Annotated in this window: 18 protein-coding genes, 1 tRNA gene and 1 pseudogene; 4 read left to right on the forward strand and 16 right to left on the reverse strand. The window is 65.8% G+C overall.

The genetic code is table 11. The features are described 5' to 3' along the window. Positions 1-370: 370 nt before the first annotated feature. Complete coding sequence (locus E3N85_RS14240; RefSeq protein WP_134464238.1) at positions 371-841, forward strand: hypothetical protein; 471 nt, start codon at positions 371-373, stop codon at positions 839-841. Positions 842-1541: 700 nt separating this feature from the next. Here E3N85_RS14240 and E3N85_RS14245 read toward each other — a convergent pair. The 7 genes and pseudogenes from E3N85_RS14245 to hisS all read right to left on the reverse strand — a co-directional run bounded on the left by E3N85_RS14245 (position 1542) and on the right by hisS (position 8459). Continuing rightward, positions 1542-1615, reverse strand: a tRNA-Leu gene (locus E3N85_RS14245). Positions 1616-1689: 74 nt separating this feature from the next. Next, on the reverse strand, positions 1690-3186 hold the full coding sequence (locus E3N85_RS14250) for an NAD(P)/FAD-dependent oxidoreductase (protein WP_134464240.1): 1497 nt from the start codon (positions 3184-3186) through the stop codon (positions 1690-1692). Between the two features lie 22 nt (positions 3187-3208). After that, positions 3209-4525 carry a S8 family serine peptidase gene (locus tag E3N85_RS14255; protein ID WP_241978520.1) on the reverse strand — a complete coding sequence of 439 codons (1317 nt, stop codon included), beginning with the start codon at positions 4523-4525 and terminating at the stop codon, positions 3209-3211. 101 nt (positions 4526-4626) lie between these two features. Continuing rightward, positions 4627-5130 (reverse strand): annotated as a pseudogene (locus E3N85_RS14260) (DUF501 domain-containing protein); the annotation flags it as partial. Next, complete coding sequence (locus E3N85_RS14265; RefSeq protein WP_134464244.1) at positions 5127-5657, reverse strand: septum formation initiator family protein; 531 nt, start codon at positions 5655-5657, stop codon at positions 5127-5129. The pseudogene E3N85_RS14260 and the gene E3N85_RS14265, both read right to left, overlap by 4 nt. Before the next feature lie 121 nt (positions 5658-5778). After that, on the reverse strand, positions 5779-7059 hold the full coding sequence (gene eno / locus E3N85_RS14270; protein ID WP_134464246.1) for a phosphopyruvate hydratase: 1281 nt from the start codon (positions 7057-7059) through the stop codon (positions 5779-5781). A gap of 146 nt (positions 7060-7205) precedes the next feature. Beyond that, positions 7206-8459, reverse strand: a complete 1254-nt coding sequence (gene hisS / locus E3N85_RS14275; RefSeq protein ID WP_134464248.1) for a histidine--tRNA ligase — start codon at positions 8457-8459, stop codon at positions 7206-7208. Between the two features lie 122 nt (positions 8460-8581). Here hisS and E3N85_RS14280 point away from each other — a divergent pair, with 122 nt between their 5' ends. Continuing rightward, entirely contained in the window at positions 8582-9556 is a 975-nt protein-coding gene (locus E3N85_RS14280; RefSeq protein ID WP_134464250.1) for an ABC transporter ATP-binding protein, read from the forward strand. Continuing rightward, positions 9553-10644, forward strand: a complete 1092-nt coding sequence (locus tag E3N85_RS14285) for an ABC transporter permease (RefSeq protein WP_134464252.1) — start codon at positions 9553-9555, stop codon at positions 10642-10644. Before E3N85_RS14280 ends, E3N85_RS14285 begins: the two co-directional genes overlap by 4 nt. Positions 10645-10655: 11 nt before the next feature. Here the strand turns inward: E3N85_RS14285 and E3N85_RS14290 are convergent, their stop codons facing one another. Further along, the gene (locus E3N85_RS14290) at positions 10656-11474 is read right to left on the reverse strand and encodes a MazG family protein (RefSeq protein ID WP_134464254.1); all 819 of its coding nucleotides are present in this window, start codon (positions 11472-11474) and stop codon (positions 10656-10658) included. Between the two features lie 139 nt (positions 11475-11613). Here E3N85_RS14290 and nhaA point away from each other — a divergent pair, with 139 nt between their 5' ends. Further along, positions 11614-12984 carry a Na+/H+ antiporter NhaA gene (gene nhaA, locus E3N85_RS14295; protein ID WP_134464256.1) on the forward strand — a complete coding sequence of 457 codons (1371 nt, stop codon included), beginning with the start codon at positions 11614-11616 and terminating at the stop codon, positions 12982-12984. Positions 12985-13042: 58 nt separating this feature from the next. On the opposite strand, the gene mfd is transcribed toward nhaA, so the two are convergent. The 8 genes from mfd to E3N85_RS14335 form a co-directional block, all read right to left on the reverse strand. Beyond that, complete coding sequence (gene mfd, locus E3N85_RS14300) at positions 13043-16675, reverse strand: transcription-repair coupling factor (protein ID WP_134464258.1); 3633 nt, start codon at positions 16673-16675, stop codon at positions 13043-13045. Positions 16676-16717: 42 nt separating this feature from the next. Beyond that, positions 16718-17302: an aminoacyl-tRNA hydrolase gene (pth, locus tag E3N85_RS14305; protein ID WP_134464260.1), complete on the reverse strand. Its 585-nt coding sequence runs from the start codon at positions 17300-17302 to the stop codon at positions 16718-16720. 59 nt (positions 17303-17361) lie between these two features. Next, positions 17362-17973, reverse strand: a complete 612-nt coding sequence (locus E3N85_RS14310; protein ID WP_134464262.1) for a 50S ribosomal protein L25/general stress protein Ctc — start codon at positions 17971-17973, stop codon at positions 17362-17364. Between the two features lie 243 nt (positions 17974-18216). Beyond that, entirely contained in the window at positions 18217-19446 is a 1230-nt protein-coding gene (gene manD / locus E3N85_RS14315) for a D-mannonate dehydratase ManD (RefSeq protein ID WP_134464264.1), read from the reverse strand. Between the two features lie 54 nt (positions 19447-19500). Further along, the gene (locus E3N85_RS14320) at positions 19501-20460 is read right to left on the reverse strand and encodes a sugar kinase (RefSeq protein WP_134464266.1); all 960 of its coding nucleotides are present in this window, start codon (positions 20458-20460) and stop codon (positions 19501-19503) included. Next, on the reverse strand, positions 20457-21125 hold the full coding sequence (locus E3N85_RS14325) for a bifunctional 4-hydroxy-2-oxoglutarate aldolase/2-dehydro-3-deoxy-phosphogluconate aldolase (RefSeq protein WP_134464268.1): 669 nt from the start codon (positions 21123-21125) through the stop codon (positions 20457-20459). The genes E3N85_RS14320 and E3N85_RS14325 overlap by 4 nt, the downstream gene beginning before the upstream one ends. 5 nt (positions 21126-21130) lie before the next feature. Then, positions 21131-22279, reverse strand: a complete 1149-nt coding sequence (dgoD, locus tag E3N85_RS14330; RefSeq protein ID WP_134464270.1) for a galactonate dehydratase — start codon at positions 22277-22279, stop codon at positions 21131-21133. Then, on the reverse strand, positions 22257-22799 hold the full coding sequence (locus tag E3N85_RS14335; RefSeq protein ID WP_241978521.1) for a gluconokinase: 543 nt from the start codon (positions 22797-22799) through the stop codon (positions 22257-22259). The genes dgoD and E3N85_RS14335 overlap by 23 nt, the downstream gene beginning before the upstream one ends.

Here is a 22799-nt window from a genome sequence, read left to right on the forward strand (position 1 = left end):
GGTGCCGTAATGGGGAGGGCGGATTCAACCGGTCGTCGCAACAGCGTCCAGCCCGGCTATTCAGACTGCATGGTCAGCGGCACGGTAACCGGCGAGGTCTGGTGGATCGAATACTCTCAGCACCACCACGACCACATCAACGCGGCTGACTAAGGTGACGACAATGAATAGATCAGTAAAACGGAACTTTGCCGCGACAGCTAGTGCCGCTATGTGTGCGCTCCTGCTGGTGGGCTGTGCCACGACGGCTAGCATTCCCCCGACGGAGCCCCAGACAGAGGTACCGTACAGCGCTAACGATACCGTGGCGGCCTTCAGAGGCCTCACTTACGACTACGATCCCCTCCGTTCACCGGATGAGCTTGCCAAGTTGAGCAAGATTGTTGTTTCAGGGATCGTGGCACAAGTGCAGGCAGGACGGACAACCAAATTCCCAGGGAACGATGAGGCGAAGGGTTCGACCTCTATCGTTCTCGTATTGGCAAACGCCAAAGTTATAACTGGCGAACTCGACGCGGGCGGTGACGGGATCGTCTACATCGAGTTGCCCAATCCTGGCCGTCCCGACTCCGCCTACTACAACAAAGCGTTCCCTACTGGCGCTTCCGTCGCGGCGTACTTAGTTCCCGCACCCGACGGGTTGCCAACCGAAGGAATCGACGTAGCCATCGAAGACCCCAACGCTGGTCGGCCGCAAGGCCAACCGCTGTACCTGCCGGCGAACCCTCAAGGCCTTGCTATCCAATTCGGGGCAGAAGACATCGTGTGGCCGCTCATCGGTGCGCAGGAGCCTGGACGCATATCCGAGACGCTACCGGGTGGCGACCTCATCGCCGAGTAGAGAACCTAGCAACCTGGAAACGCGCCGACGCGTGTCGCCTGATGAACGAGCAAGGCGACCACGGCAACATCGCCGATCGAAAGCCTGGAGCCTTGTGGCAAAGCCAAGAGGTTAATGCCCGCGGTAGTCACGTTCTCGCCCATGTCCCCGGGTCGAAGATTGAACCCGGCGACACCCACCTCTGCAAACAGTTCAGAGTGGATACGGTGCACTTGACGGAGGTTTGGCTGGGCGGGATCTAAGGCGACTCGAGAACGGTGTTGAACGGTTGTCCCCAAGTGGGCGTCTCCCTCGATATCAAGCCCCTTCAGCAGTGTGATGGCCTCTCTCGATGGTTTAGTAAATCTGTGAGCGGAGTCGCGGCTCACAGATACACGACGGCGGGCAGTGGTTGCACAATGCGGCCAATCCTCCCACCTGCCTTGCACAACATCCCGGAGGAAGATCGCTTCACGAGCTCCTCCCGCAGCCTTGTACCACCTCGCGAATACTCGCGTTCCGCAAGGGTTCGGCTTACGGGAATTCAGGCAAGTTCGTCGGTGGCCGGAGCGAGCTGTGCTGGCGAGTATGAACATTTGTGCAGACGACTTCGAAAAATGACACCCTCGATCGTGCCCGAATGATTACAAATGTGGGCGAACAGAACACCTGAGGCACCCGTTACCGAGTTAAAACGCAGATCAGCGAAGAAATATTCGTGTGCCCCCACTGGGACTTGAACCCAGACTGTGACGATTTTAAGTCGTCTGCCTCTGCCAATTGGGCTATGGGGGCGTGCCCGATGACGGGCGGTGAGAACGTGGGTACTGCCGGTCGAGGGTATCGCCCGGCAGCACCCACCGAAAACGTTACTTCGAAGCGGATGCCTCGGCTGCCGCCTTTTCCGCAAGCGGAGTCTTCGCGTCGGGCGCCGCAGCATTCGCGGCAGCAGCCTTGACCGTGGGCTTGCGCGGCGCGCGGGGTGCACGCGGAGCTACCGGGGCCTTGGCGGCGGGCGCAGCAGCGGGGGCTTCGGCCGGGGCCGGCGGCTTCGGACGCGAAGCGAACTCTTCGAACACGGCGCGCGGGTTCGTGGTGGCACTCAGCGATACGACATCGCGACCGAGCACCACGTTGTTGACCCAGCCCCCGACGACCCGCAGCTTGCGTTCCCAGCTCGGCATAGCCAGTCCGTGGTAGCCGCGGTGAGCAAACCAGGCCGGCAGACCCGTGATGGCGAGGTTGCCGGACTGGAACACACCGACTCCGACGCCGAGGCCGGCTACTGCGCCGAGGTTTTTGTGGAAATACTGCACCGGGGTTTCGTCCCGCAACACGGCGACGATGTTCTTGGCCAGCAACTTGCCCTGGCGCACGGCGTGCTGGGCGTTGGGCACGCAGTTTCCGCCAACGCCGCCACCGCTGAGGTCGGGAACGCAGCTCACATCGCCGGCGCCCCAGGCGTCAGCGATGATGTCGTCTTCGGTTCCGACGCGCAGGTCGGCGCGAACCTGCAGGCGACCACGCTCTTCGATGGGCAGGTCGGTGTGACGAACGATCGTCGGGTTCGCCATGACGCCGGCGGTCCAGACGATGAGGTCGGTCTCGAAGGTCTCCCCACTGGAGAGTTCGATCTTGCCGTCGGCCGCGCTGGTCAGCTGTGTGTCGAGGTGAATCTGGGCACCGCGGCCGGCCAGGTTGTCGATGACCCACAGGCTCGTCTTGAGCGAGACCTCGGGCATGATGCGGCCCATGGCCTCGATGAGGTGAAAGTTGGTCTCTTCGAAGCTGATCTCCGGGTAGAGAGTGAGCAGCGACGTGGCGAAGGAACGCAACTCGGCGAAGACCTCGATGCCGGCGAAACCGCCACCGACCACGACGAAGGTGAGTAAACGGTCGCGCTCAGGGCCAGCCGGAAGAGCGGCGGCCTTGTCGAAGTTAGTGAGTACCCGGTCGCGGATGGCGACCGCCTCTTCAATGGTCTTGAGGCCGATGGCTTGGTCGGCGACGCCCGGGATCGGGAACGTGCGCGACACAGCACCGGCGGTGACCACGACGATGTCGTATTTGAACTCGTACGGCTCGCCGATCGGCGGGGTGATTGTGGCGGTCTTCTCGGCGTGGTTCACGTGCGTGACCTTGGCGGAGACAATGTTGGTCTTCTTCAGGTGACGACGGTGCGACACGACCACGTGACGCGGCTCGATGGACCCGGCAGCAACCTCCGGCAGGAAGGGCTGGTACGTCATGTACGGCAGCGGGTCGACAATGGTGACCTCGGCTTCGCCGGATCGCAGCCACTTCTCAAGCTTCCACGCCGTGTAAAAACCGGCGTAGCCGCCACCAACAATGAGAATTTTGGGCACGATGAGAAGGCCTCCTACATGATTATGACGGTGCGAAATCTTTGGGGTTGCGCCGAATTCGCTTGAGATACCGAACGGCCCCAATGCCGAACAGCGTTACTAGGATACCAAACCCCACGAGGACAGCGAGCGGAAGACTGATATAGGTCAAGGTCAGTTGGCTCGGAAGCCAGGCAGTGAGCACGTTTTGGGCCGGCAGCGCGGGGTCTTCCGCGGCAGCGGCCGGCGCTTCAGCGACGGGAACCTCGGTGGGAACGACCTCGATCTCAGCGCGGCGGTGCAGCGTGATCCATTCCGTCAGCAGCTCCGTGGGGGTGGCCCCGGTTGCTGGGGCGACGTAGCGGGTCACGGCGGCGGCGGCATCGATCAGCCCGTTGCCGTAGATCGGGCTCGGCACAGTCTGCCCGTTCGCGTTCGCCGTGGCGATGACGCGGTTTATGACGCCCGCCGCATCCAGGTTGGGATACGCGGACCGCACCAGGGCAACCAGCCCGGACACGATCGGCGCGGCCGCACTCGTGCCATCCCACTGCACGTAGGTCGAATCGGGCATGACCCCGACGAGTTTCTCACTCGGCGCTGAAACGGCAATCGTGATGCCCTGTGAGGAGGCGTCGAAACTCGCCGTCTTGTTGCGATCCACCCCGCCGACAGCCAGCACGCCGGGGATCGTTGCGGGGGCGCCGACCTCGGTGGTGCCACTCCCCCGGTTGCCGGCGGCGGCCACGACGACAACATCGTTCTCAAAGGCGTAGAGAAAGGCGTCGTCCCAGCTCTTCGGCCAGTACAGCGTGTTGCGGGTCAGCGACATATTAATGACGTCGGCACCGTTGTCAACGGCCCAGCGGATGCCCTGCGCAATCTGGTCATCGTTGCTCACGGCGGAACGGGTGCTGCCGAACGCAACCGAGACCGCCAGAATGGAGGCTTCAGGGGCAACCCCGATGAGACCGGTGCCGTCCCCGGTGCCTCGACCGGCCAGCAGCGAGCCCACGAGAGTGCCGTGTTCGCCGTCGTCATCGTCACCGGCGACCGGAGTCTGGCCATTGGCAGAGCCAAGGCCGGAGACATCCGTTCCCCCGGTCACGACGCCGTTCAGCTCGACGACGCTGCCGTTGACCCCGGAGTCGATGACGGCAACGGTGACGCCGGCACCCCGGGTGGTCTTCCAGGCCTCGGAGAACCCATAGTCGGTGAGCCAGTATTGCAGGTCGCGAATCTGGTCGGCGTGGGCGGCAGGCGCGTCGAGCATGACGGAGCCGCCGACGGTACCGCTAAACAGGGCCGTGGCCAGGACCAGGCCGACGCCGGTGCTAACCCGTTGGGAGATCACGGTCACGCCCGAGCCGGCCCGGGCTCGACTGTCGGCGGGGCGGCGGTCGGCACGGCGACTGTCGGCGGCACGACTGTCGGCGGGGCGACTGTCGGCGGGGCGGCGGAGTAGTCCAGACAGACACAGACCTCCGGCGACCAGGGAGCGCGCTCAAGCGCGAGGTCGCCAATCGGGTTCACGCCGGGCCCAGCGGCCAGGGAGTGTGCGGCGAGGGCGTGCAGGCATTTGACCCGACTCGGCATGCCGCCGGAGGAGATTCCGGCGATCTCAGGCACGCTGCCCAGCTGGTCGCGGTCGAATAGAAAACTCGCGTGCGCGCGCTCATAGGCGGCGCGCACATCGTCATCGTCGGCGAGCAGGTCGTTGTATTCGTTCATGACCTGGGTGGCCTCGAGCGAGGAGATCGCTGCGGTCGCAGCCGGGTGGCAGAGGTAGTACAGGGTGGGAAACGGGGTGCCGTCGGCCAGACGCGGCGCGGTAGCGACCACGGTCGGCGCGCCACAGACGCAGCGGGCAGCAATGCCGACGACGTTGCGCGCCGGGCGACCGAGCTGGGCCGAGACGAGGTCGATGTCGGCCGAGGAGAACGGGTCGAACGGAGGCCGGGTCACGGTGCCACCGGCGCGGGGATATCCGTCGTTGGTACTGCGGCTTGCGGAGCGAGCCCGGCAGTCATGGTGGAGGCGAACAAGGAACCCAGCCAATCAATTGTGGTGCTTTGAATATTGGTGCTGACCGGTGCCACCTCCGCTTCGAGCGGGGCGACGGCCGGCAGATCGTTGATGACGAGAAAGCTGATATCGCCCGGCAGCACGTACGACAGTCGTTCGCGCGCCTGCGTCGTGACGTACGTGCGATCGTTCCACCGCTCGCGCTGACTCGTCAGCTGATCGACCTCGGCCTTCTGGTCGGCGACGGTCGCGCTGAGCTGGCTGATCTGCTGCCGCTGTTCGGCGTAGGTGCGCAGGCTCGGCGCGAGCACCACGACGGCGAGCACGAGAACGACCATCATCACCAGTGAAAAACCGGAGAAACGGATGCTGCGCAGCCAGCCACCGGCGGGAGTTTCGGCATGTGCGACAGCGGGTTGCCGCGGTGCAGACTTCTGCGAGGCGGACCCCGGTCGTTTCGGCTCCACGGCAACTCCTCTCACTGTTTTCGGTGCGGTCCTGTTCGAAAATGGTACCGAGTGAAGCTGTGGGCCCCTGACCAGCCCACAGTCCGGTGGTCGGGGCCCGCTCGTGCGCGTTGGGCCAGGTTTACGCGGTGAACCGCGGGAACGCCGCGCGGCCGGCGTAGACCGCGCCCTCGCCCAGTTCTTCTTCGATGCGCAGCAGCTGGTTGTACTTAGCGACGCGCTCGCTGCGTGCCGGGGCGCCGGTTTTGATCTGACCGGCATCCGTTGCCACGGCGAGGTCGGCGATGAAGGTGTCTTCGGTCTCGCCTGAGCGGTGCGAGATGATCGCGGTGTAGCCGGCGCGCTGCGCCAGGGACACGGCGTCCATTGTCTCGGTCAGGGTGCCGATCTGGTTGACCTTGACCAGGATGGAGTTCGCAGCCTTGAGCGTAAGGCCCTTGGCCAAGCGCACCGGGTTGGTCACAAACAGGTCGTCGCCGACGATCTGCACCTTGTCGCCGAGCGACGCGGTGAGGTGCACGTAGCCATCCCAGTCGTCTTCCTCGAGCGGGTCTTCGAGGGAGACCAGCGGGTAGTCGGTGACGAGTTCGGCGTAGTACGCGCTCATCTCTTCGGCCGAGAACTTCTTGCCCTCGAAGTTGTAGCTGCCGTCCTCGAAGAATTCACTCGCGGCGACGTCGAGGGCGAGGGCGATGTCCTTGCCGGGAACGTAACCGGCGATCTTGATGGCTTCGACGATGAGGTCGAGCGCGGCCCGGTTGCTCGGCAGGTTGGGGGCGAAGCCGCCCTCGTCGCCAAGGCCGGTGGACAGGCCCTTGGACTGCAGCAGCGCCTTGAGGGAGTGGTAGATCTCAACGCCCCAGCGCAGGGCCTCGCTGAACGACTCCGCACCGAGCGGGACGATCATGAATTCCTGGATGTCGACGTCGTTGTCGGCGTGCGAGCCGCCGTTGATGATGTTCATCAGGGGCACCGGCAGGGTGTGCGCGTTCGGGCCGCCAAGGTAGCGGAATAGCGGCAGACCGGCTGAGCTGGCTGCGGCCTTCGCCACGGCCAGGCTGACGCCGAGGATGGCGTTGGCGCCGAGGCGCTCCTTGTTGTCGGTGCCATCGGCTTCGATGAGCACGAGGTCAACGATGCGCTGGTCGGTCGCGTCGATGTCTTCGACCGCCGGGCCGAGTTCGTCGATGACAGCTTCGACGGCTTTCAACACGCCCTTGCCCTGATAGCGGGCCTTGTCGCCGTCGCGCAGCTCATAGGCCTCGAAGACGCCGGTGGACGCGCCAGACGGCACAGCGGCACGGCTGACCGTTCCGTCGCCGAGCAAAACCTCGACCTCGATGGTCGGATTGCCGCGCGAGTCGAGAATTTCGCGTGCGTCTACTGCCTCAATTAGGGCCACAACTGTCTCCTGATTTGTCGGGGTGGCGTCTGGGTAGGCGCCGGGGTACTGGTCGGATTGAAAGTAGGGGTGTGCCGGATGATCCAGGCGCATTTAGTCTAACCAAACCCGTCGGCCGATCCGCTGGGCCGGCCGGCCGGGCCTGGTCAGGCGCCGAGCGGCTTGAAGTCGAGGTCGCCAGCAGCCCGGGTGTCGGCCGTCACGAACGCGAATCGGCCATAGCCAGCCTCACCAGCCCGGTCGAGCAGGGCCTTGAGGTTCTTGGTGCGGCGCTCGAGCCGTACGCGCAGGCCACCGGCGACGAGGTCACGCTTCAGGGCGACCAGGCCGGCCGGATCGGCGTCTTTCTCGTGCACGAGCACGACCGCCTGCTGAGCGGATGCGGCATCCGCTTGCAGCAGGTCGACGATGCGTTCGAAGCCGATCGAGAAGCCACAGGCCGGCACGTCGGTGCCGAGGAACCGGCCGATCATGCCGTCGTACCGGCCGCCGCCACCGAGGGAATAGCCGAGGTCCGGGTGGGAGATCTCGAAGATGGTTCCCGTGTAGTAGCCCATGCCGCGCACCAGGGTGGGGTCGAACGCGAGGTCGACGCCGGGCAGGGCGGCGCGCAGGGCAGTCAGGTCGGCAAACGCCTCCGGGTCGAGCCAGTCCGGCGCGCTTTCGCCGAGGGCCCAGCCGCCGGTCCCGAGCTCGGTGAGCAGGGCGGCCAGGTCGGGGGCGCCGATGCCGAGGGTGCCGAGCTCGGTTGCGACACCGTCAACACCGATCTTGTCGAGCTTGTCGATCACGATCAGCGCCCGCTCGGTCAGTTCTGACGGGACGCTCCAGTGGGCGAGCAGGGCGGAGAGGATGCGGCGGTCGTTGATGCGAATGGAGCAGCCCGTGAGGCCGAGCTGGTCGAGGGTCGCGGCCGTTGCGGTGATCAGTTCGATCTCGGCGAGCGCGCCTGCCTCGCCGATGATGTCGATGTCGCACTGCATGAACTGGCGGTAGCGGCCCTTCTGCGGGCGTTCGGCCCGCCAGACCGGGGCAATCTGGATGGACCGGAACACCGTCGGCAGCGCGGCCCGGTGGGTCGCGTAGAAGCGGGCGAGCGGCACTGTCAGGTCGAATCTCAGTCCGAGGTCGGCCAGGGACAGCAGGTCGTCCTGCTCGACTGCGGCTGCGACATCCGCTGCACTGAGTCCTCGCTTGAGTACCGCGAAGGCAAGTTTCTCGTTGTCGCCGCCGAGCCCGGAGTGCAGACGGGCGGAATCTTCCATGACCGGGGTTTCGATCTCGTCAAAGCCGTGCGCCCGAAAACTCTCGCGAATGATGCCGAGGGAACGTTCGCGCACGGCCTTGTCGGCGGGGAGGAAATCGCGCATACCGCGCGGCGGGGTCACTGCAATAGCCATGGGGCAAGTCTCGCAGGTTCTTTACGAGCGGCCATCCGACCCATACAATGCCTGCGGCCTAGACTCGAGAAGAACAAGTGGGGGTGTGCATTCTAGTCACGACATTTTCAGACTCAGCGGCCGTGACGCCGAGTGGTATCGCGGTGACCGGGGTCAGCCGATCGTTTGGCAGTGTGCTCGCGCTGCTCGACGCCACGCTGACCGTTCCGGCCGGGTCGGTCACGGCCCTGATCGGGCCGAACGGCTCGGGTAAGACCACGCTGCTACTCATGCTCGCAACGTTGCTCACCCCCGATACCGGCACCATTCGCATCAACGGTCACAACCCGGTCACCGAGCCGGAACGGGTGCGCGCCGTCATGGGCTGGATGCCGGACACACTCGGTTCCTGGCCGACCCTGAGCGCCCGAGCGGCCCTGCAGACCACCGGCCGCATGTACCGCATGACCGGCGCGCAGGCCGCAGTGCGCGCCACCGAACTGATCGCGCTGACCGACCTCGGTGACTTCGCCGACCGGCCATCACGGGTGCTGTCGCGCGGCCAGAAACAACGCCTGAGCCTGGCCCGGGCGCTCGTGCACTCCCCCGGAGTACTGCTGCTCGACGAGCCGGCTTCCGGCCTTGACCCCGCGGCGCGAGCTTCGCTGCGCCAGCTGCTGCGCCGCCTGGCCGGCGAGGGCACCGCCGTCCTTGTTTCCAGTCACGTTCTCGCCGAACTCGACGAAATGGCGGATGCCGCGGTGTACCTCGCCGACGGGCGCACGGCCAGCCCGGAACAGGTGGCCGCGGCGGGCGCGAGCGCACGAGCATGGCGCATCCGCTCACTCGATGAGTCAGCGCTGGGACGTGCGCTGGCTACGCCCGGCGTGGTCGGTGCGCTCGTGCAGGTTCTCGGCGTGGACCAGCTCGGCACCCTCGTACAGGTGGAAAATGAAGCCTCCGCAGCCGCTCTACTACACAACTTGGTCCTGAGCGGGGTGCCGGTGTGCGATTTCGGACCGGCCGTCGGCAACCTCGAACACACTTTTCTCGACCTCACGCGGGACAGACCGGCGCGACATAGTTCTGTCGTCGTCAACCCGGAGGTAACGCCATGAACGTCCGCAACCGCCTGTTCCTGACCGGACTCTGGTTGATCGTCACGCTGGAACTGCGCCAGCGGGTGCGCGGCGTCTCCTGGTACGTACTGCTGGGTGTCTTCATGCTGCTCGTGGGCATCGTCACGTTTCTGCTTTGGCTGGCCACCTCGGCTTGGCTATCCGGCGGCGGCGGGGTGTTCTCGACCATTATTTTCTTCGTGCTACTGCTGGGAACACTGGTGTCGCCGGCGCTGTCGGGCAACGCCATCAACGGCGACCGGGATGCCGGTACCCTCGCCACGACGCAGGTCACGCTCATCAGCACCGGGCAGCTCGTTCTCGGTAAGTTTCTGGCCGCCTGGATCACCGCGCTCGCCTTTCTGGCGGCGGCGCTGCCGTTTCTCATGTTCGCAGTCGTTCTCGGCGAAGTTTCGCTCGGCACGATCAGCGTGTCGGTGCTGGTGCTCGCGGCCGAGTTGGGCGTGATCGCGGCGGTCGGAGTGGGGTTGTCGGGCATCCTGAACCGGCCACTGTTTTCGATCGTGCTGACCTACCTCCTGGTCGCGGCACTCAGCCTCGGCACGCTCATCGCGTTCGCCCTGCTCGGCACCGCCACGCAGCAGGAAGCGACAAGCGTGAACTATCAGGTCGTGGAGTCAACCTACGACGAGCAGACCGGTAAGCAGTCAGACATCGTATGCTCCACCGCACAGACCTCGAACTACAACGTGCCGCGCTTCGACTATTTCTGGTGGATCCTGGCGGCAAACCCGTACGTGGTGGTGGCGGATGCCGCTCCCGGCAGCTTCGACGAGGGCGGCCGCCCCACCGACTTGTTCGGTCAGATCGCCGTCGGCGTGCGTAGCGCGCAGGCCGCGCCAGAGCTGTACACCGAGTACGACGGATGCGAGGAGGCCGCCAATGGGTACGCCGACCAGCAATTCGGCGACGGTCCAACACCGCAGGAGACCTACGACGGCGCGGTGCCCAGCTGGTTCATCGGCTTCTTCATTCATCTGCTGCTCGGCGCGGGCGCCCTAACCTGGGCCTGGCGCCGCACCCGCACCCCCGCGACGCACCTCCCCGCCGGCAGTCGCATCGCGTAGCCAGCGGGAGGTTAGGTCGGCAGCGCGATGATACCGGCATCGAAGGCATCGGCGGCGGGATGCTCGGCGCCGCGAATCTCAGACTGCAGATCGCGAACGGCGACTCGCAGCGCTCGTTCGGCGTCGAGGCCCTGGGACCGGGCGGATGCCACGATGGCCAATAGCAGCGGTCCGAGATCAGCCTCGGACTCGATCGGGAGCGGGAAGCCGGCATCCGCTTCGAGCAGGCCGATCTTCTCGGCCCGGCCGAGCACCTTGTCGGCCAGGGCGAGCGCCGGCATGCCGGCCGGAATGCCGTCGAGCACGCTCGTGCGGCCCGGCTTCTCGTGGGCCTTGAAACCCTCCCAGGCAGCCGACACCTCCTCGGCCGTCTCAAGGGTGAGGTCACCAAACACGTGCGGGTGCCGCCCGATCATTTTTTCGGTCAAGCGGGCAGCGACATCCTGAATATCGAAGTTCTCCTCCGGTGTGTGGGCAGCTAGGTCGGCGTGAAACAGCACCTGGTAGAGCACATCACCCAGCTCTTCGAGCAGGTCGTCCCGGCTGCCGTCTTCGATCGCCTCGATCAGTTCGTGGGTTTCCTCGACCAGGTGGCGCACGAGCGAGGCGTGCGTCTGGTCGGCGTCCCACGGGCATCCGCCGGGCGCGCGCAGTCGCGCGACGGTGGCGATGAGGGTCTCCAAGGGGGTCGGGCCAGCTGGCACCACCACTGCCGAAAGAGGGGACCCCAGATCCGCGACGGTGTCTGCGGCTCGCGCCACTGTCGGGGCCGGATTCTCCTCTGGTCGCGTTGCGTCGGTACGGGCCGATGAAAACAGTGGATTCGTCATGGTTGTGCTCTCCTCAGATCGGTTCCATCGTAAACGGCCTCTTCGGCTCAATCGGGTGCCTCGTGTATTCTGAACCGAGGTGAGCCGGGAAGTCTGGTCGGCACATTATGTGTGTACCCATAAAACCAGAGGACTTCTTATGACCGACCCTTCCCGCGTGCCCACACCGCAAACGTCCCTATCGACCGCTACCATTTTGCGTCGTGGCAGCCACAACGAAGTCGTGCGCATCTCCGCCATTCTGCGCAAGGAGACCGTCGGCGGAGCGATTCTGCTCGCTGCGACCGTGGCCGCGCTGATCATGGCCAACTCTGGCTTCTCCGACGCGTATTATGCCCTGCGAGACTTCACGATCGGTTACGAGCCGTGGCACCTGGAACTGAGCCTCGGCGCGTGGGCGGCCGACGGCCTGCTGGCGATCTTCTTCTTTCTCGCTGGCCTCGAGCTGAAACGCGAATTCGTCGCCGGCGACCTGCGCAGTGTGAGCCGTGCCATCGTTCCCGTAGCCGCCGCGGTCGGTGGCGTGATCATCCCGGCCCTCATCTACGTACTTATCAACCTCGAGTCGGGCGCCGAAACACTGCGCGGCTGGGCGATTCCGACCGCGACCGACATTGCGTTTGCCGTTGCCGTTCTCGCCGTCATCGGGTCGAAGCTTCCGCCGGCGCTGCGCATCTTTCTGCTGACGCTCGCCGTGGTCGACGATTTGCTCGCCATCACAATTATCGCCTTCTTCTACACGAAAGACATCGCCCTACTACCACTCGTGCTGGCCCTGGTCCTGATCGCGCTGTTCTGGCTATTGACCCACAAATTCTCCTACTTCTTCGGCACCAGAGGCTGGGCGGCATGGCTGGTGCTGCTGCCTCTCGGCTTCATTGTCTGGGCGCTCGTGCACGGTTCTGGCGTGCACGCGACCGTAGCCGGCGTACTTCTCGGCTTTGCCGTGCCGGTGCTGCGCAGCAAGCGCGGCGGCGGGCCCAATGCAGGGCCCGGCCTGGCCGAAACGCTGGAACATCGCGTCCGTCCGCTGTCCAGCGGAGTCGCGATACCGGTGTTCGCCTTCTTCTCCGCCGGCGTCACCATCGGCGGCGCCGACGGCCTGTATCGGGCGCTCACCGATCCAGTCGCGGTCGGCATCGTTGTTGCTCTTGTCGTTGGCAAGCCGATCGGTGTGTTGCTCGCGACCTTCATTGTGACCAAGACCACGAAGGCGGCGCTCGACCCCGATCTGTCGTGGATCGACGTCACCGGCGTCGCCGTGCTGGCCGGTGTCGGTTTCACCGTGTCGCTGCTGATCAGCGAGCTTGCCTTCGGCCAGGGTAGCGCGCATGACGACCACGCCAAGGTAGCTATTTTGGTCGGTTCGCTCCTCGCAGCCGTCCTGGCCACTGTGATCCTTCGTTTGCGCAACCGCCACTACGGGCGTATCGCCGAGAAGGAGGCCATCGACAGTGACAACGATGGCATTCCGGATGTCTACCAGCCGGAACAGACCTCGAACAACTGAACACCCGCGTGTGATGCCCGGCAGCACCGTCGTTGATCCAACCACGGTGCTGCCGTATTCAACTACCGGCCGGGAGCGCGCTCGGCACGGCCGGGGGGAAGATCGCCGCCAGCAGCGTCTTGGTCCACTCGATCAGGGCATTGTCATCGAGCGGCTCGCCGTTCGGCCGCGGCATCGGTACGCTGAGCGCGCCGGTGGCAGACACGTACCGCGAGCCGGGATACATCCGCTGCAGGCGCACCTGAATCGATTCGGCCAGGTCGGCCGGCGCCACCCGGAGGTTCGAGCCCATGGCCACGACCTCGCTGAGGTTCGCCTGCTGGGCCTGCCAGCGCAGCCGCGACACGGCCACGAGGTTTTGCACCGGTACGGGCGGTTCGCCGTAGCGGTCGGTGAGCTCGTCGAGCACGAGGTCGATCTGGTCATCGGTCGCCGTCGGTGAGCTCGCACTGGAGAGCTTCTGGTAGGCCTCGAGGCGCAACCGTTCACTGTCGACGAAGTCGTGCGGAATGTGCGCGTCGACCGGCAGCTCGAGTCGCAGCTCGGTCTGCCCCTCAGCGACATCGCCGCGGAAGGTGCTCACGGCCTCACCGATCATGCGCAGGTACAGGTCGAAGCCCACACCGGCGATATGGCCGGCCTGCTCGCCGCCGAGCAGGTTGCCGGCGCCGCGGATCTCGAGGTCCTTGAGGGCCACCTGCATGCCGGCGCCGAGTTCGTTGTTGGCGGCGATGGTGGCGAGCCGGTCGTGGGCGGTCTCCGACAGCGGCTTGTTCTCGTCGTACAGAAAGTAGGCGTAGGCCCGTTCGCGCCCACGCCCCACCCGGCCGCGCAGCTGGTGCAGCTGACTCAGGCCGAACTTGTCGGCCCGGTCGATGATGATGGTGTTGGCGTTATTGATGTCGAGGCCGGTCTCGATGATCGTGGTGCAGACCAGAATGTCGAACCTGCGCTCCCAGAAATCACCGACCACCTGTTCCAGCTGCGCCTCCGGTAACTGCCCGTGCGCGATCGCAATGCGCGCCTCCGGCACCAGTTCGGCAAGCTGCGTGGCGATGCGGTTGATGGTCGTGACCCGGTTGTGCACGAAAAAGATCTGGCCCTCGCGCAGCAGCTCCCGACGGATGGCGGCGGCCACTTGCCGCTGCGAGTACGGTCCCACAAAGGTCAGGATCGGGTGCCGGTCTTCGGGTGGGGTAGCCAGGGTCGACATTTCACGGATGCCGGTGACCGCCATCTCGAGCGACCGTGGGATGGGTGTTGCGCTCATCGCGAGAATATCGACGTTGGTCTTGAGCTTCTTCAGGGCGTCTTTGTGCTCGACGCCGAAACGCTGCTCCTCGTCGATGATGACGAGGCCGAGGTCTTTGAAGATGATCGACGGTGACAGCAGCCGATGGGTGCCGATGACGACGTCGACGGTGCCGTCGAGCATGCCGGCGATGGTTTCGCGCGATTCCTTGTCGGTTTGGAACCGTGACAGGGCGCGCAGGTGAATCGGGAATCCGGCGAAGCGTTCCTTGAAGGTCTCCATGTGCTGGCTGACCAGCAGGGTGGTCGGCACGAGCATGGCGACCTGTTTGCCGTCCTGCACGGCCTTGAAGGCGGCACGAATGGCGACCTCGGTCTTGCCGAAGCCGACGTCGCCGCTGAGCAGCCGGTCCATTGGAATGGGCCGTTCCATGTCGGCCTTGACCTCGTCGATGGTGGTGAGCTGGTCGGGGGTCTCCACGAAGGGGAATGCCTCTTCGAGCTCACGCTGCCAGGGGGTATCCGGCCCGAAGGCGTGCCCCCTGCTGGCCATGCGGGCCGAATACAACTTGACGAGCTCAACGGCAATGTCGCGTACCGCTCGGCGCGCCTTGGTCTTGGCGCTCGACCAGTCACTGCCGCCCATCTTGCTCAGGGCCGGTGCCTCGCCGCCGACATAGCGGGTGACGAGGTCGAGCTGGTCGGTCGGCACGTACAGCCGGTCGCCGGCGTGCCCGCGCTTCGACGGTGCGTATTCCAGCACGAGGTATTCGCGGGTGGTCTTGACCGGGTTGCGGCCGCCGCTTGACACCTCACGCTGCGTCAATTCGAGAAAACGGCCGATGCCGTGCGTCTGGTGCACGACGTGGTCGCCGGCCACGAGCTGCAGCGGGTCGACGACGTTCTTGCGACGGCTGGCGAGCTTCTTGATCTGCCGCTCCGAGTACCCGACGGTGCGCCCGTAGAACTCCGACTCGCTGATCAGCGCGAGCTTGCTCTGCGGCAGCTCAAAACCGTGGTCGACGGATGCCTTCAGCAGGTAGGCGATACCCGGTTCCGGTTCCAGCGGCCATACCTCTACCACCCGCGCCGGCAGCTCGCGCTCGGCGAGCACCTGGGCGGCCCGTTCGACCAGGCCGGCGCCCTGGGCCACTATGCCGACGACCCAGCCGTCGTGCAGCCGGGAGGCGACGTGACCCACGGCTCCGTCGACGCTGCCGGCGAAGGTGGGAACGGCATCCGCTTCGATGCGAATGGTGAGCAGCTCGTCCATCTCGAGGTGTTCGGGTAAAACCGGCGCATCGGTCGGTGCGGCCTGGAACGTGCTCAGGGTCCACCAGTTGTGACCGGAGGCCGGCGCGCCAGGGGCCGAGTACTTTACGCTGTCGCGCAGGCGCCCCAGGGTGAGAAAGTCGCCCGATTCGAGGTCGATCGGGGCGTCGGCACCGGCCGTCGCCGCGCTCCAGGCGGCGCCGAGAAACTCACGGTTGGTCTCGGCGAGGCTGATCGCCCGGCTCGCGACCCGTTCCGGCGAGATGACGGCAACGGCGGCGTTGGTCGGCAGGTAGTGGGTGACGGGCACCAGCCGGTCGACCAGGGCCGGCGCGAGGCTTTCCATGCCCTCGACTGGAATCCCCTCGGCGACCTTCGCGAGCAGACCGGCCAGGCTCGGGAATTCATGCTGCATCTCGCGGGCGCGTTGCCGCACAGCAGGGCTGAGCAGCAGTTCCCGGCTGGGCGGCAGGCTGACCGTGTCGACGACCTCGGGCAGGGATCGCTGGTCGGCGACGCTGAACAGGCGGATCTGCTCGACCTCGTCACCGAAGAACTCGACCCGGTACGGGTGCACGGCGACCGGCGGGAACACGTCGAGGATGCCACCGCGCACGGCGAACTCGCCGCGCCGGGTGACCATGTCGACGCGGGCGTAAGCGAGGTTGACCAGCTGCAGCACGATCGCCGCGAGGTCGTGGCCGCGGGCGCCGACGGTGAGCTCGATCGGTTCGTAGTCGGTGAGGTTGTCGGCGACCGGCTGCAATGCGGCCCGTACCGAGGCGACGACGATGAGCGGATGCCGCGTGGCCGGGTCGGCCTCCTGCCATTCGCGCATGCGGCGCAGGGCGTGCAGGCGCTTGCCGACGATCTCGGCGCTCGGACTCAGGCGTTCGTGTGGCAGGGTTTCCCAGGCCGGAAAGTCGATGATTTCGGCGCTCGTGGCGAAGCAGCCGAGGTTTTCGCGGATCGCCTCCGACTCGCGGCCGGTCGCCGTGATGACGAACAGGGCCTGGGCATCATCGCGGCGGAGGTTGAGCAGCGCGGCGAGCAGTGCGGCGCGTAGACCTTCGGTCAGCGAGAAATCAGCATCCCGGCTGGCGTAGGCGAGGGCGTTGTCGAACGTGGAGGCGCGCGCGAGCGCTGCGATTAAGCCCTGAAGGATCACTGAATGAGTCTACGCACTGGTACCGACAGCGCCGAACTGGCCTCAGGACGGCGAGTGGAACTTCTGTTGGGCTGCCACAACGCCGTCGGTGGCGATCAGTTCGATCGCGTCGGAGGCATCCGCTATCAGATTGGGCAGGGCGCCGCGCTCGGCGGCAGCGAAGTCATGCAGCACGAAGTCCGCCGGATTCTGGCGACCGGGCGGGCGCCCGATGCCCATGCGAATGCGAATGAAGTCGTTGGTTCCGGCGGCAGCGATGATGTCGCGCAGGCCGTTGTGGCCGCCATGACCGCCGCCAACCTTGATCTTGAGCGTGTCAAAGGGCAGGTCGAGATCATCGTGCACGACGATGAGCCGGGACACGGGCAGCGAGTAGAAGCGCAGCAGCGCGGCGACCGGGCTGCCGGAGACATTCATGAACGTGGTGGGCTTGGCCAGCACCAGTTTGGGTCCGGCGGGCGCGAGGCGCCCTTCGGCCACGAGGGCGGCCGTTTTGTGACGCTTGAAATTTGACGAGAGGCGGTCGGCGAGCTGCGCCGTCACCATCTGACCGACGTTGTGCCGGTTGCCGGCGTAGTCGGGCCCGGGGTTGCCGAGCCCGACTACGAGCCACAGGTTCGTATCCAGGGGAGTCCTCCGTGTGCGGGGGTGAAAGCCCAGACGGAACCAGTTGATGAGTGCTATTACTACGCGGCGGGCGTAGCGGCCGGGGTTCCGGCCGTGATGACCTCGGTCTCGGCCTCTTCTTCATCTTCACCGCGCGGGGTGTGGATGTAGACGACGAGGGCGTCTTCGTCGGAGATCAGCGTGGCGCCGGAGGGCAGCGGAACGTCCTTGGCGTGAACCTGGGCGCCGTCTTCGAGGCCTTCGATCGACACGGTGACGTTCTCGGGGATGTCGGTCGCTTCGACCTCGAGCAGCAGGGTCTTGGTATCGAAGTCGGCGATCGTGCCGGCGAAGGACTCGCCCGACATGTGCACCTGAACTTCAACCTGGACCTTTTCGCCCTTGCGCACGACGACGAGGTCGATGTGCTCGATGATGGCCTTCACCGGGTCCTTCTGCACGTCCTTGACCAGCACGAGCTGCTTGGCGCCGGCGATGTCAAGCTCGAGGAGCATGTTGGCGCGACGCAGCAACAGGGCGATGCGGTGGGCGGGCAGCGACACGTGCACCGGCTCGGTGCCGTGGCCGTAGATGACGGCAGGGATCTTGCCGAGCACGCGCAGCTTGCGGGCCGCGCCCTTGCCGAAGCTTTCGCGCAGTTCAGCGACGACGGCGGTGACTTCTCTAGCCATGGTATTTCTCCTTGCGGGGCGTGGGCCCAGGTCGTGGTTCGCGGGCCGAAGCCCGTGAAAGAGGGGTACTGATTCAACTCGAACGCATGTCAGCGTGAGGAAAAGCCCGAGGCCTCGTCCGCCGCGTCGATAACGGATGCCGCCGGTCCAAGTCTGGCCCGGCAGGATCCCTCGCCGAAGTTCGTCTTCAAGCTTACACAGTTCGGGACGGTACTGCACCCCGGGCGTGTCGTGCGGGCGTGCTCACCAGTCGTGGACGGTACCGTCGGCCAGCCGGTTGAAGGGCAGATACGCCGTCTGGTAGGGGTACTTGCCGGCCTCGTCGACGTTGAGTTCGACTCCCAGACCAGGCTTGTTGCCGGGGTGCAGGTAGCCGTCGGAGAAGCTGAACGACTGTTCGAAGACAGTGTTGGTGGCGTCGCCGTGCTGCATATACTCCTGGATTCCGAAGTTGTGGATGGCCAGGTCGAGGTGCAACGCCGCTGCCATACCCACCGGCGAGATATCGGTCGGTCCGTGGATACCGGACTTGATCTGGTATTGCGCGGCGTAGTCAAGGATTTTCTTCAGGGGCGAGATACCGCCGGTGTGGGTGACCGCCGACCGCACGTAGTCGATGAGCTGGTCTTTGATCAGGGTCTGGTAGTCCCAAACCGTGTTGAAGACCTCGCCGATCGCGAGCGGGGTAACGGTGTGCGAACGCACCAGGCGCAGGGCATCCTGGTTTTCGGCCGGTGTGCAGTCTTCGAGCCAGAACAGGTCGAAGGGTTCGAGCGACTTGCCGAGCTTCGCCGCCTGGATCGGTGTCATCCGGTGATGCCCGTCGTGCAGCAGGGGCAGTTCGGGGCCGAATTCAGCGCGCACTCCCTCAAATACGGTCGGCAGGTGCCGCAGGTAGGCGCGGGTGTCCCAGTCTTCTTCGGCGGGCCTCGCCGCGCGCTGGGCCGGTTCGTAGTCGTAGCGCTTACCACTGGTCTGGGTCTGCGCGGCGACGCCGTAGATGGCTGTGAGGCCGGGAATGGCGGTCTGCACCCGAATCGCCCGGTAACCGAGATCCTGGTGCTTGCGAATGGAATCGAACAGTTCCGGCAGATCACGTCCGGAGGCGTGGCCGTAGGCGAGAATTTTATCCCGGCTGGCCCCGCCGAGGAGCTGGTACAGCGGCAGGCCGGCGGCCTTCGCCTTGAGGTCCCACAGTGCGACGTCGACGGCGGCAATTGCGGCCATGGTGACCGGGCCTCGACGCCAATAGGCACTGCGATAGAGAAACTGCCAGGTGTCTTCGATGCGGTGCGCGTCGGAGCCCAGCAGCAGCGGAACGACGTGCTCCTGCAGGTAGGCAACGACGGCCAGTTCGCGGCCGTTCAGGGTGGCGTCACCGAGCCCGACGAGCCCGTCGTCGGTCGTGAGGCGCAGGGTCACGAAATTACGATCCGGGCTGGTGACGATGACTTCTGCTCTGTCGATCTTCATGGCGTTCTCCTCGGTCGTGCGGGTGATGAAAAAACAGGGCAAGCGGATGCCGGGTCAGCGCAGGGTGGTCCCGGCCGGTGCGGCGAGCAGGGTGAGTTCGGCCCGGTTCGGCGCACCCTCCCAGTCGCCAATGGCGGCGACCGCGAAGGCACCGGTGACGGTGCCGCGGTGCAGCGCTTCCCCGGGGGTGAAGCCGTCGAGCATGCCGGACAGGTAGCCGGCGGTGAAAGCATCGCCAGCGCCGATCGTGTCCAGCACCGTCACCGGGATCGCCGATGCGTGCACGACCTCGCCGTCGGTGTAGACGCTGGCGCCCAGCGCACCGCGCTTGATGACGAGCGCTCTCACGCCGCAGGCCGAGAGCTCGGCCGCTGCCCGCTCTTCTGCTTCGGGGGTACCAGCACCGGCCACAATGAGCCCGAGCTCGTCGTCGGAGGCGATGACGATATCCGCACTGCGGGCCAGAGCCGACAAGGTCGTGCGGGCCGCGGTCGTGCTCCAGAGTTTGGCGCGATAGTTCACGTCAACGCTCACCAGGGCGCCGGCCGCGCGCGCAAGCCGCACAGCCTCGGTCACGGCCTCCGCGGCCGAACTCGACAGAGCCGGGGTGATACCGGTCACGTGCAGAAGGCGAGGTGGTGCAGTCAGGCAGGCAGCGGCATCCGCTGCACTGAGCGCCGAGCCGGCGGAATCGCTGCGGTAGTAGGTCACCCGGGACAGGTCATTGATGCGACGTTCAGCGAGCATGAGCCCGGTGGCTCGGTCGGCATCGATCGCGACGGTGTCCACGAGCACCGACTCCGCGCGCAGAGTCCGCAGCAGGAACGCACCGACCTCGTCGTCGCCGACGCGGCCGCCCCAGCGCACCGTATGGCCTAGTCGGGCGAGGCCGATGGCCACATTCGATTCGGCACCGGCCACGGTCATCTGCAGGGCACCGCCGAGGCGCAGCGGGCTGCCGGTGCGCAGGCTGACCATGGTTTCGCCGAGGGTGACGACGTCGGGCCCGGTCATGCGCGCGCAGCCGCCAGCCGATTGACGTCGTCGCGCACGGCGAGGAAGCCAGCCGCCCGCCCTCTGAGGGCGTCGAGGTCGCCGCCGCGTGCTGCATCTCCGAGCAGGGGGCCGCCGATGCCCACGGCGAGAGCTCCGGCCGCGAAGTATTCAGCGGCCAGCGCGGCATCGACGCCGCCGACGGGCACGAACGGCACGTCGGGTAGCGGGTCGCGCAGCGCCTTGAGGTAGGCGGGGCCGCCGAACGATCCAGGAAACAGCTTGACCACGGTGGCGCCCGCGCGGCCGGCCGCAACGACCTCGGTCGGAGTGAGCGCGCCCGCGCAGACCGGCAGGCCGAGCCGGGCCGACTCGGCGATGGCTTCGGTCACGGCCGGGGTCACCATGAAGCTTGCGCCGGCTGCGGCGCTGCGGTGCACGTCGTCGGTGGTCAGCACCGTTCCCGCCCCGACCAGGCAATCACTCGGAGCCAGCCGGGCGAGTTCCGCAATGATTCCGAGCGCATCGGTCGTCACGAGAGATACTTCGAGAAAGCGGATGCCGCTGGCAAAGAGTGCGAGTGACGCGGCTATCGCAGCGTCCGGGTCGGTTGCGCGAATAATGGCGAGCAGGCGTTCACGCTGCAGCCCGGCGAGAAAATCATCCGGGGTCCACGAGACGCTCATGGCCGTCACCACTCGGCCAATGCGCCGTCGGCGTGCCGCCAGATCGGCGAGCGCCAGGTATGTCCCCGCGCGTCGGCGGCCCGCACGGCCACCTCATCGATTTCGATGCCGAGGCCCGAGCCGGTCAACAGCTCAATGTTGCCGTTGACGAATTTCAACGGTTGTTTGTCGAGCACATAATCCAGCACTTCGGCGCCCTGGTTGTAGTGGATGCCGATGCTCTGCTCCTGGATGAGGTAATTGGGTGTGGCGAAGCCCACCTGCAGGCAGGCCGCCAGCGCGATCGGGCCGAGCGGACAGTGCGGAGCCAGCTGCACGTCGTACACCTCGGCCATCGCCGCAATGCGGCGCACCTCGGAGATACCGCCGGCGTGGGAAAGGTCGGGCTGCGCCACGGCGATGCCGGCCTGGAGTACCGGGAGAAAATCCTGCCGGGTGTAGAGCCGTTCCCCGGTCGCGATGGGAATCGCGGTGGCCTGGGCCAGTTGTCCGATCAGGTGGGAGTTCTCCGGAACCACCGGCTCTTCGATGAAGAATGGGCGCAACGGCTCCAGAAGCGGGGCGATCCGGCGGGCATTGGCGAGCGTGAACCGGCCGTGAAAGTCCACGGCTACATCGCGGTCGGGGCCGAGCACTGCGCGCGCGGCTGCGACCCGTTCGAGAACGCCGTCGATTTCGGCGACCGTGCCGACCCTGCTCATGATGCCGGAAGCGTTCATCTTGACGGCGGTCAACCCCACGGCCAGCTGCGCTGCGATCGCGTCGGTGATGCCGCTCGGATCGTCGCCGCCGACCCAGCCGTACATGCGGATGCGATCCCGCACCGCCCCGCCGAGCAGCTGGTAGACCGGCACCCCGAGAGACTTCCCCTTGAGATCCCACAAGGCCTGGTCGATGCCGGAGACGGCGCTGCCGAACACCGGTCCGCCGCGGTAGAAGCCACTCTTGGTCAGTACCTGCCAGTGGTCTTCAATGCGGTCAGGGTCAGCGCCGATGAGATATTCAGCGAACTGGTCGACAACGGTGCGCACGGCATCCGCGTGGCCCTCCAGACTGGCCTCGCCCCAACCGATGACGTCGTCGCTGGTCTCGATCCGCACGAACAACCAACGAGGCGCGACAAGAAAGGTTTCAACGCGCGTGATCTGCGACACGGTCGACCTCACCACCTTCTGTTTCGACGGCGAGAGCCGCGACGATCCGTTCGACGATGGCGCCGGGCGGTTCGACAATGTCCACGGTCATGCCGCGTTCATCGTCTGTTCGTACCTCGAGCGTGTCGAGCTGCGATTGCAGCAGCGCTGGAGGCATGAATTCGTGGGTGCGTGCGCGGAGCCGGGCGGCGATCAGGTCGATCGATCCTTCCGGATCAACGACGAACAGGTCGCGGACGTGACCGCGCAGTAGGTCTCGATAGCTACGTTTGAGGGCCGAGCAGGCGATGACGATACCGTTCGGATAATCTCCGGCGAGGCATCGCCCCACCTCGTGCAGCCAGGGCAGCCGGTGCTCGTCCTGCAACGCATGACCGGCGGCCATGACTGCCTTGTTGACAGCGGGATGCAGGGTGTCGCCGTCGAGAAACTGGGCACCGAGACGCTTGGCGAGAAGTTCACCAATGGTCGACTTGCCTGAACCTTGCACACCCATGACGACGATCGGAGGGAGGCTCAC

The sequence above is a fragment of the Cryobacterium sp. Hz9 genome, assembly GCF_004402825.1.
Classification (GTDB): domain Bacteria; phylum Actinomycetota; class Actinomycetes; order Actinomycetales; family Microbacteriaceae; genus Cryobacterium; species Cryobacterium gelidum.

Bases quoted from the DNA above. Each gene is read 5' to 3' on its own strand.
- hisS (WP_134464248.1), bottom strand. From the start codon at position 8,459: ATGGCTATTGCAGTGACCCCGCCGCGCGGTATGCGCGATTTCCTCCCC.
- E3N85_RS14285 (WP_134464252.1), top strand. From the start codon at position 9,553: ATGAACGTCCGCAACCGCCTGTTCCTGACCGGACTCTGGTTGATCGTC.
- E3N85_RS14290 (WP_134464254.1), bottom strand. From the start codon at position 11,474: ATGACGAATCCACTGTTTTCATCGGCCCGTACCGACGCAACGCGACCA.
- nhaA (WP_134464256.1), top strand. From the start codon at position 11,614: ATGACCGACCCTTCCCGCGTGCCCACACCGCAAACGTCCCTATCGACC.
- E3N85_RS14310 (WP_134464262.1), bottom strand. From the start codon at position 17,973: ATGGCTAGAGAAGTCACCGCCGTCGTCGCTGAACTGCGCGAAAGCTTC.
- manD (WP_134464264.1), bottom strand. From the start codon at position 19,446: ATGAAGATCGACAGAGCAGAAGTCATCGTCACCAGCCCGGATCGTAAT.
- E3N85_RS14320 (WP_134464266.1), bottom strand. From the start codon at position 20,460: ATGACCGGGCCCGACGTCGTCACCCTCGGCGAAACCATGGTCAGCCTG.
- E3N85_RS14325 (WP_134464268.1), bottom strand. From the start codon at position 21,125: ATGAGCGTCTCGTGGACCCCGGATGATTTTCTCGCCGGGCTGCAGCGT.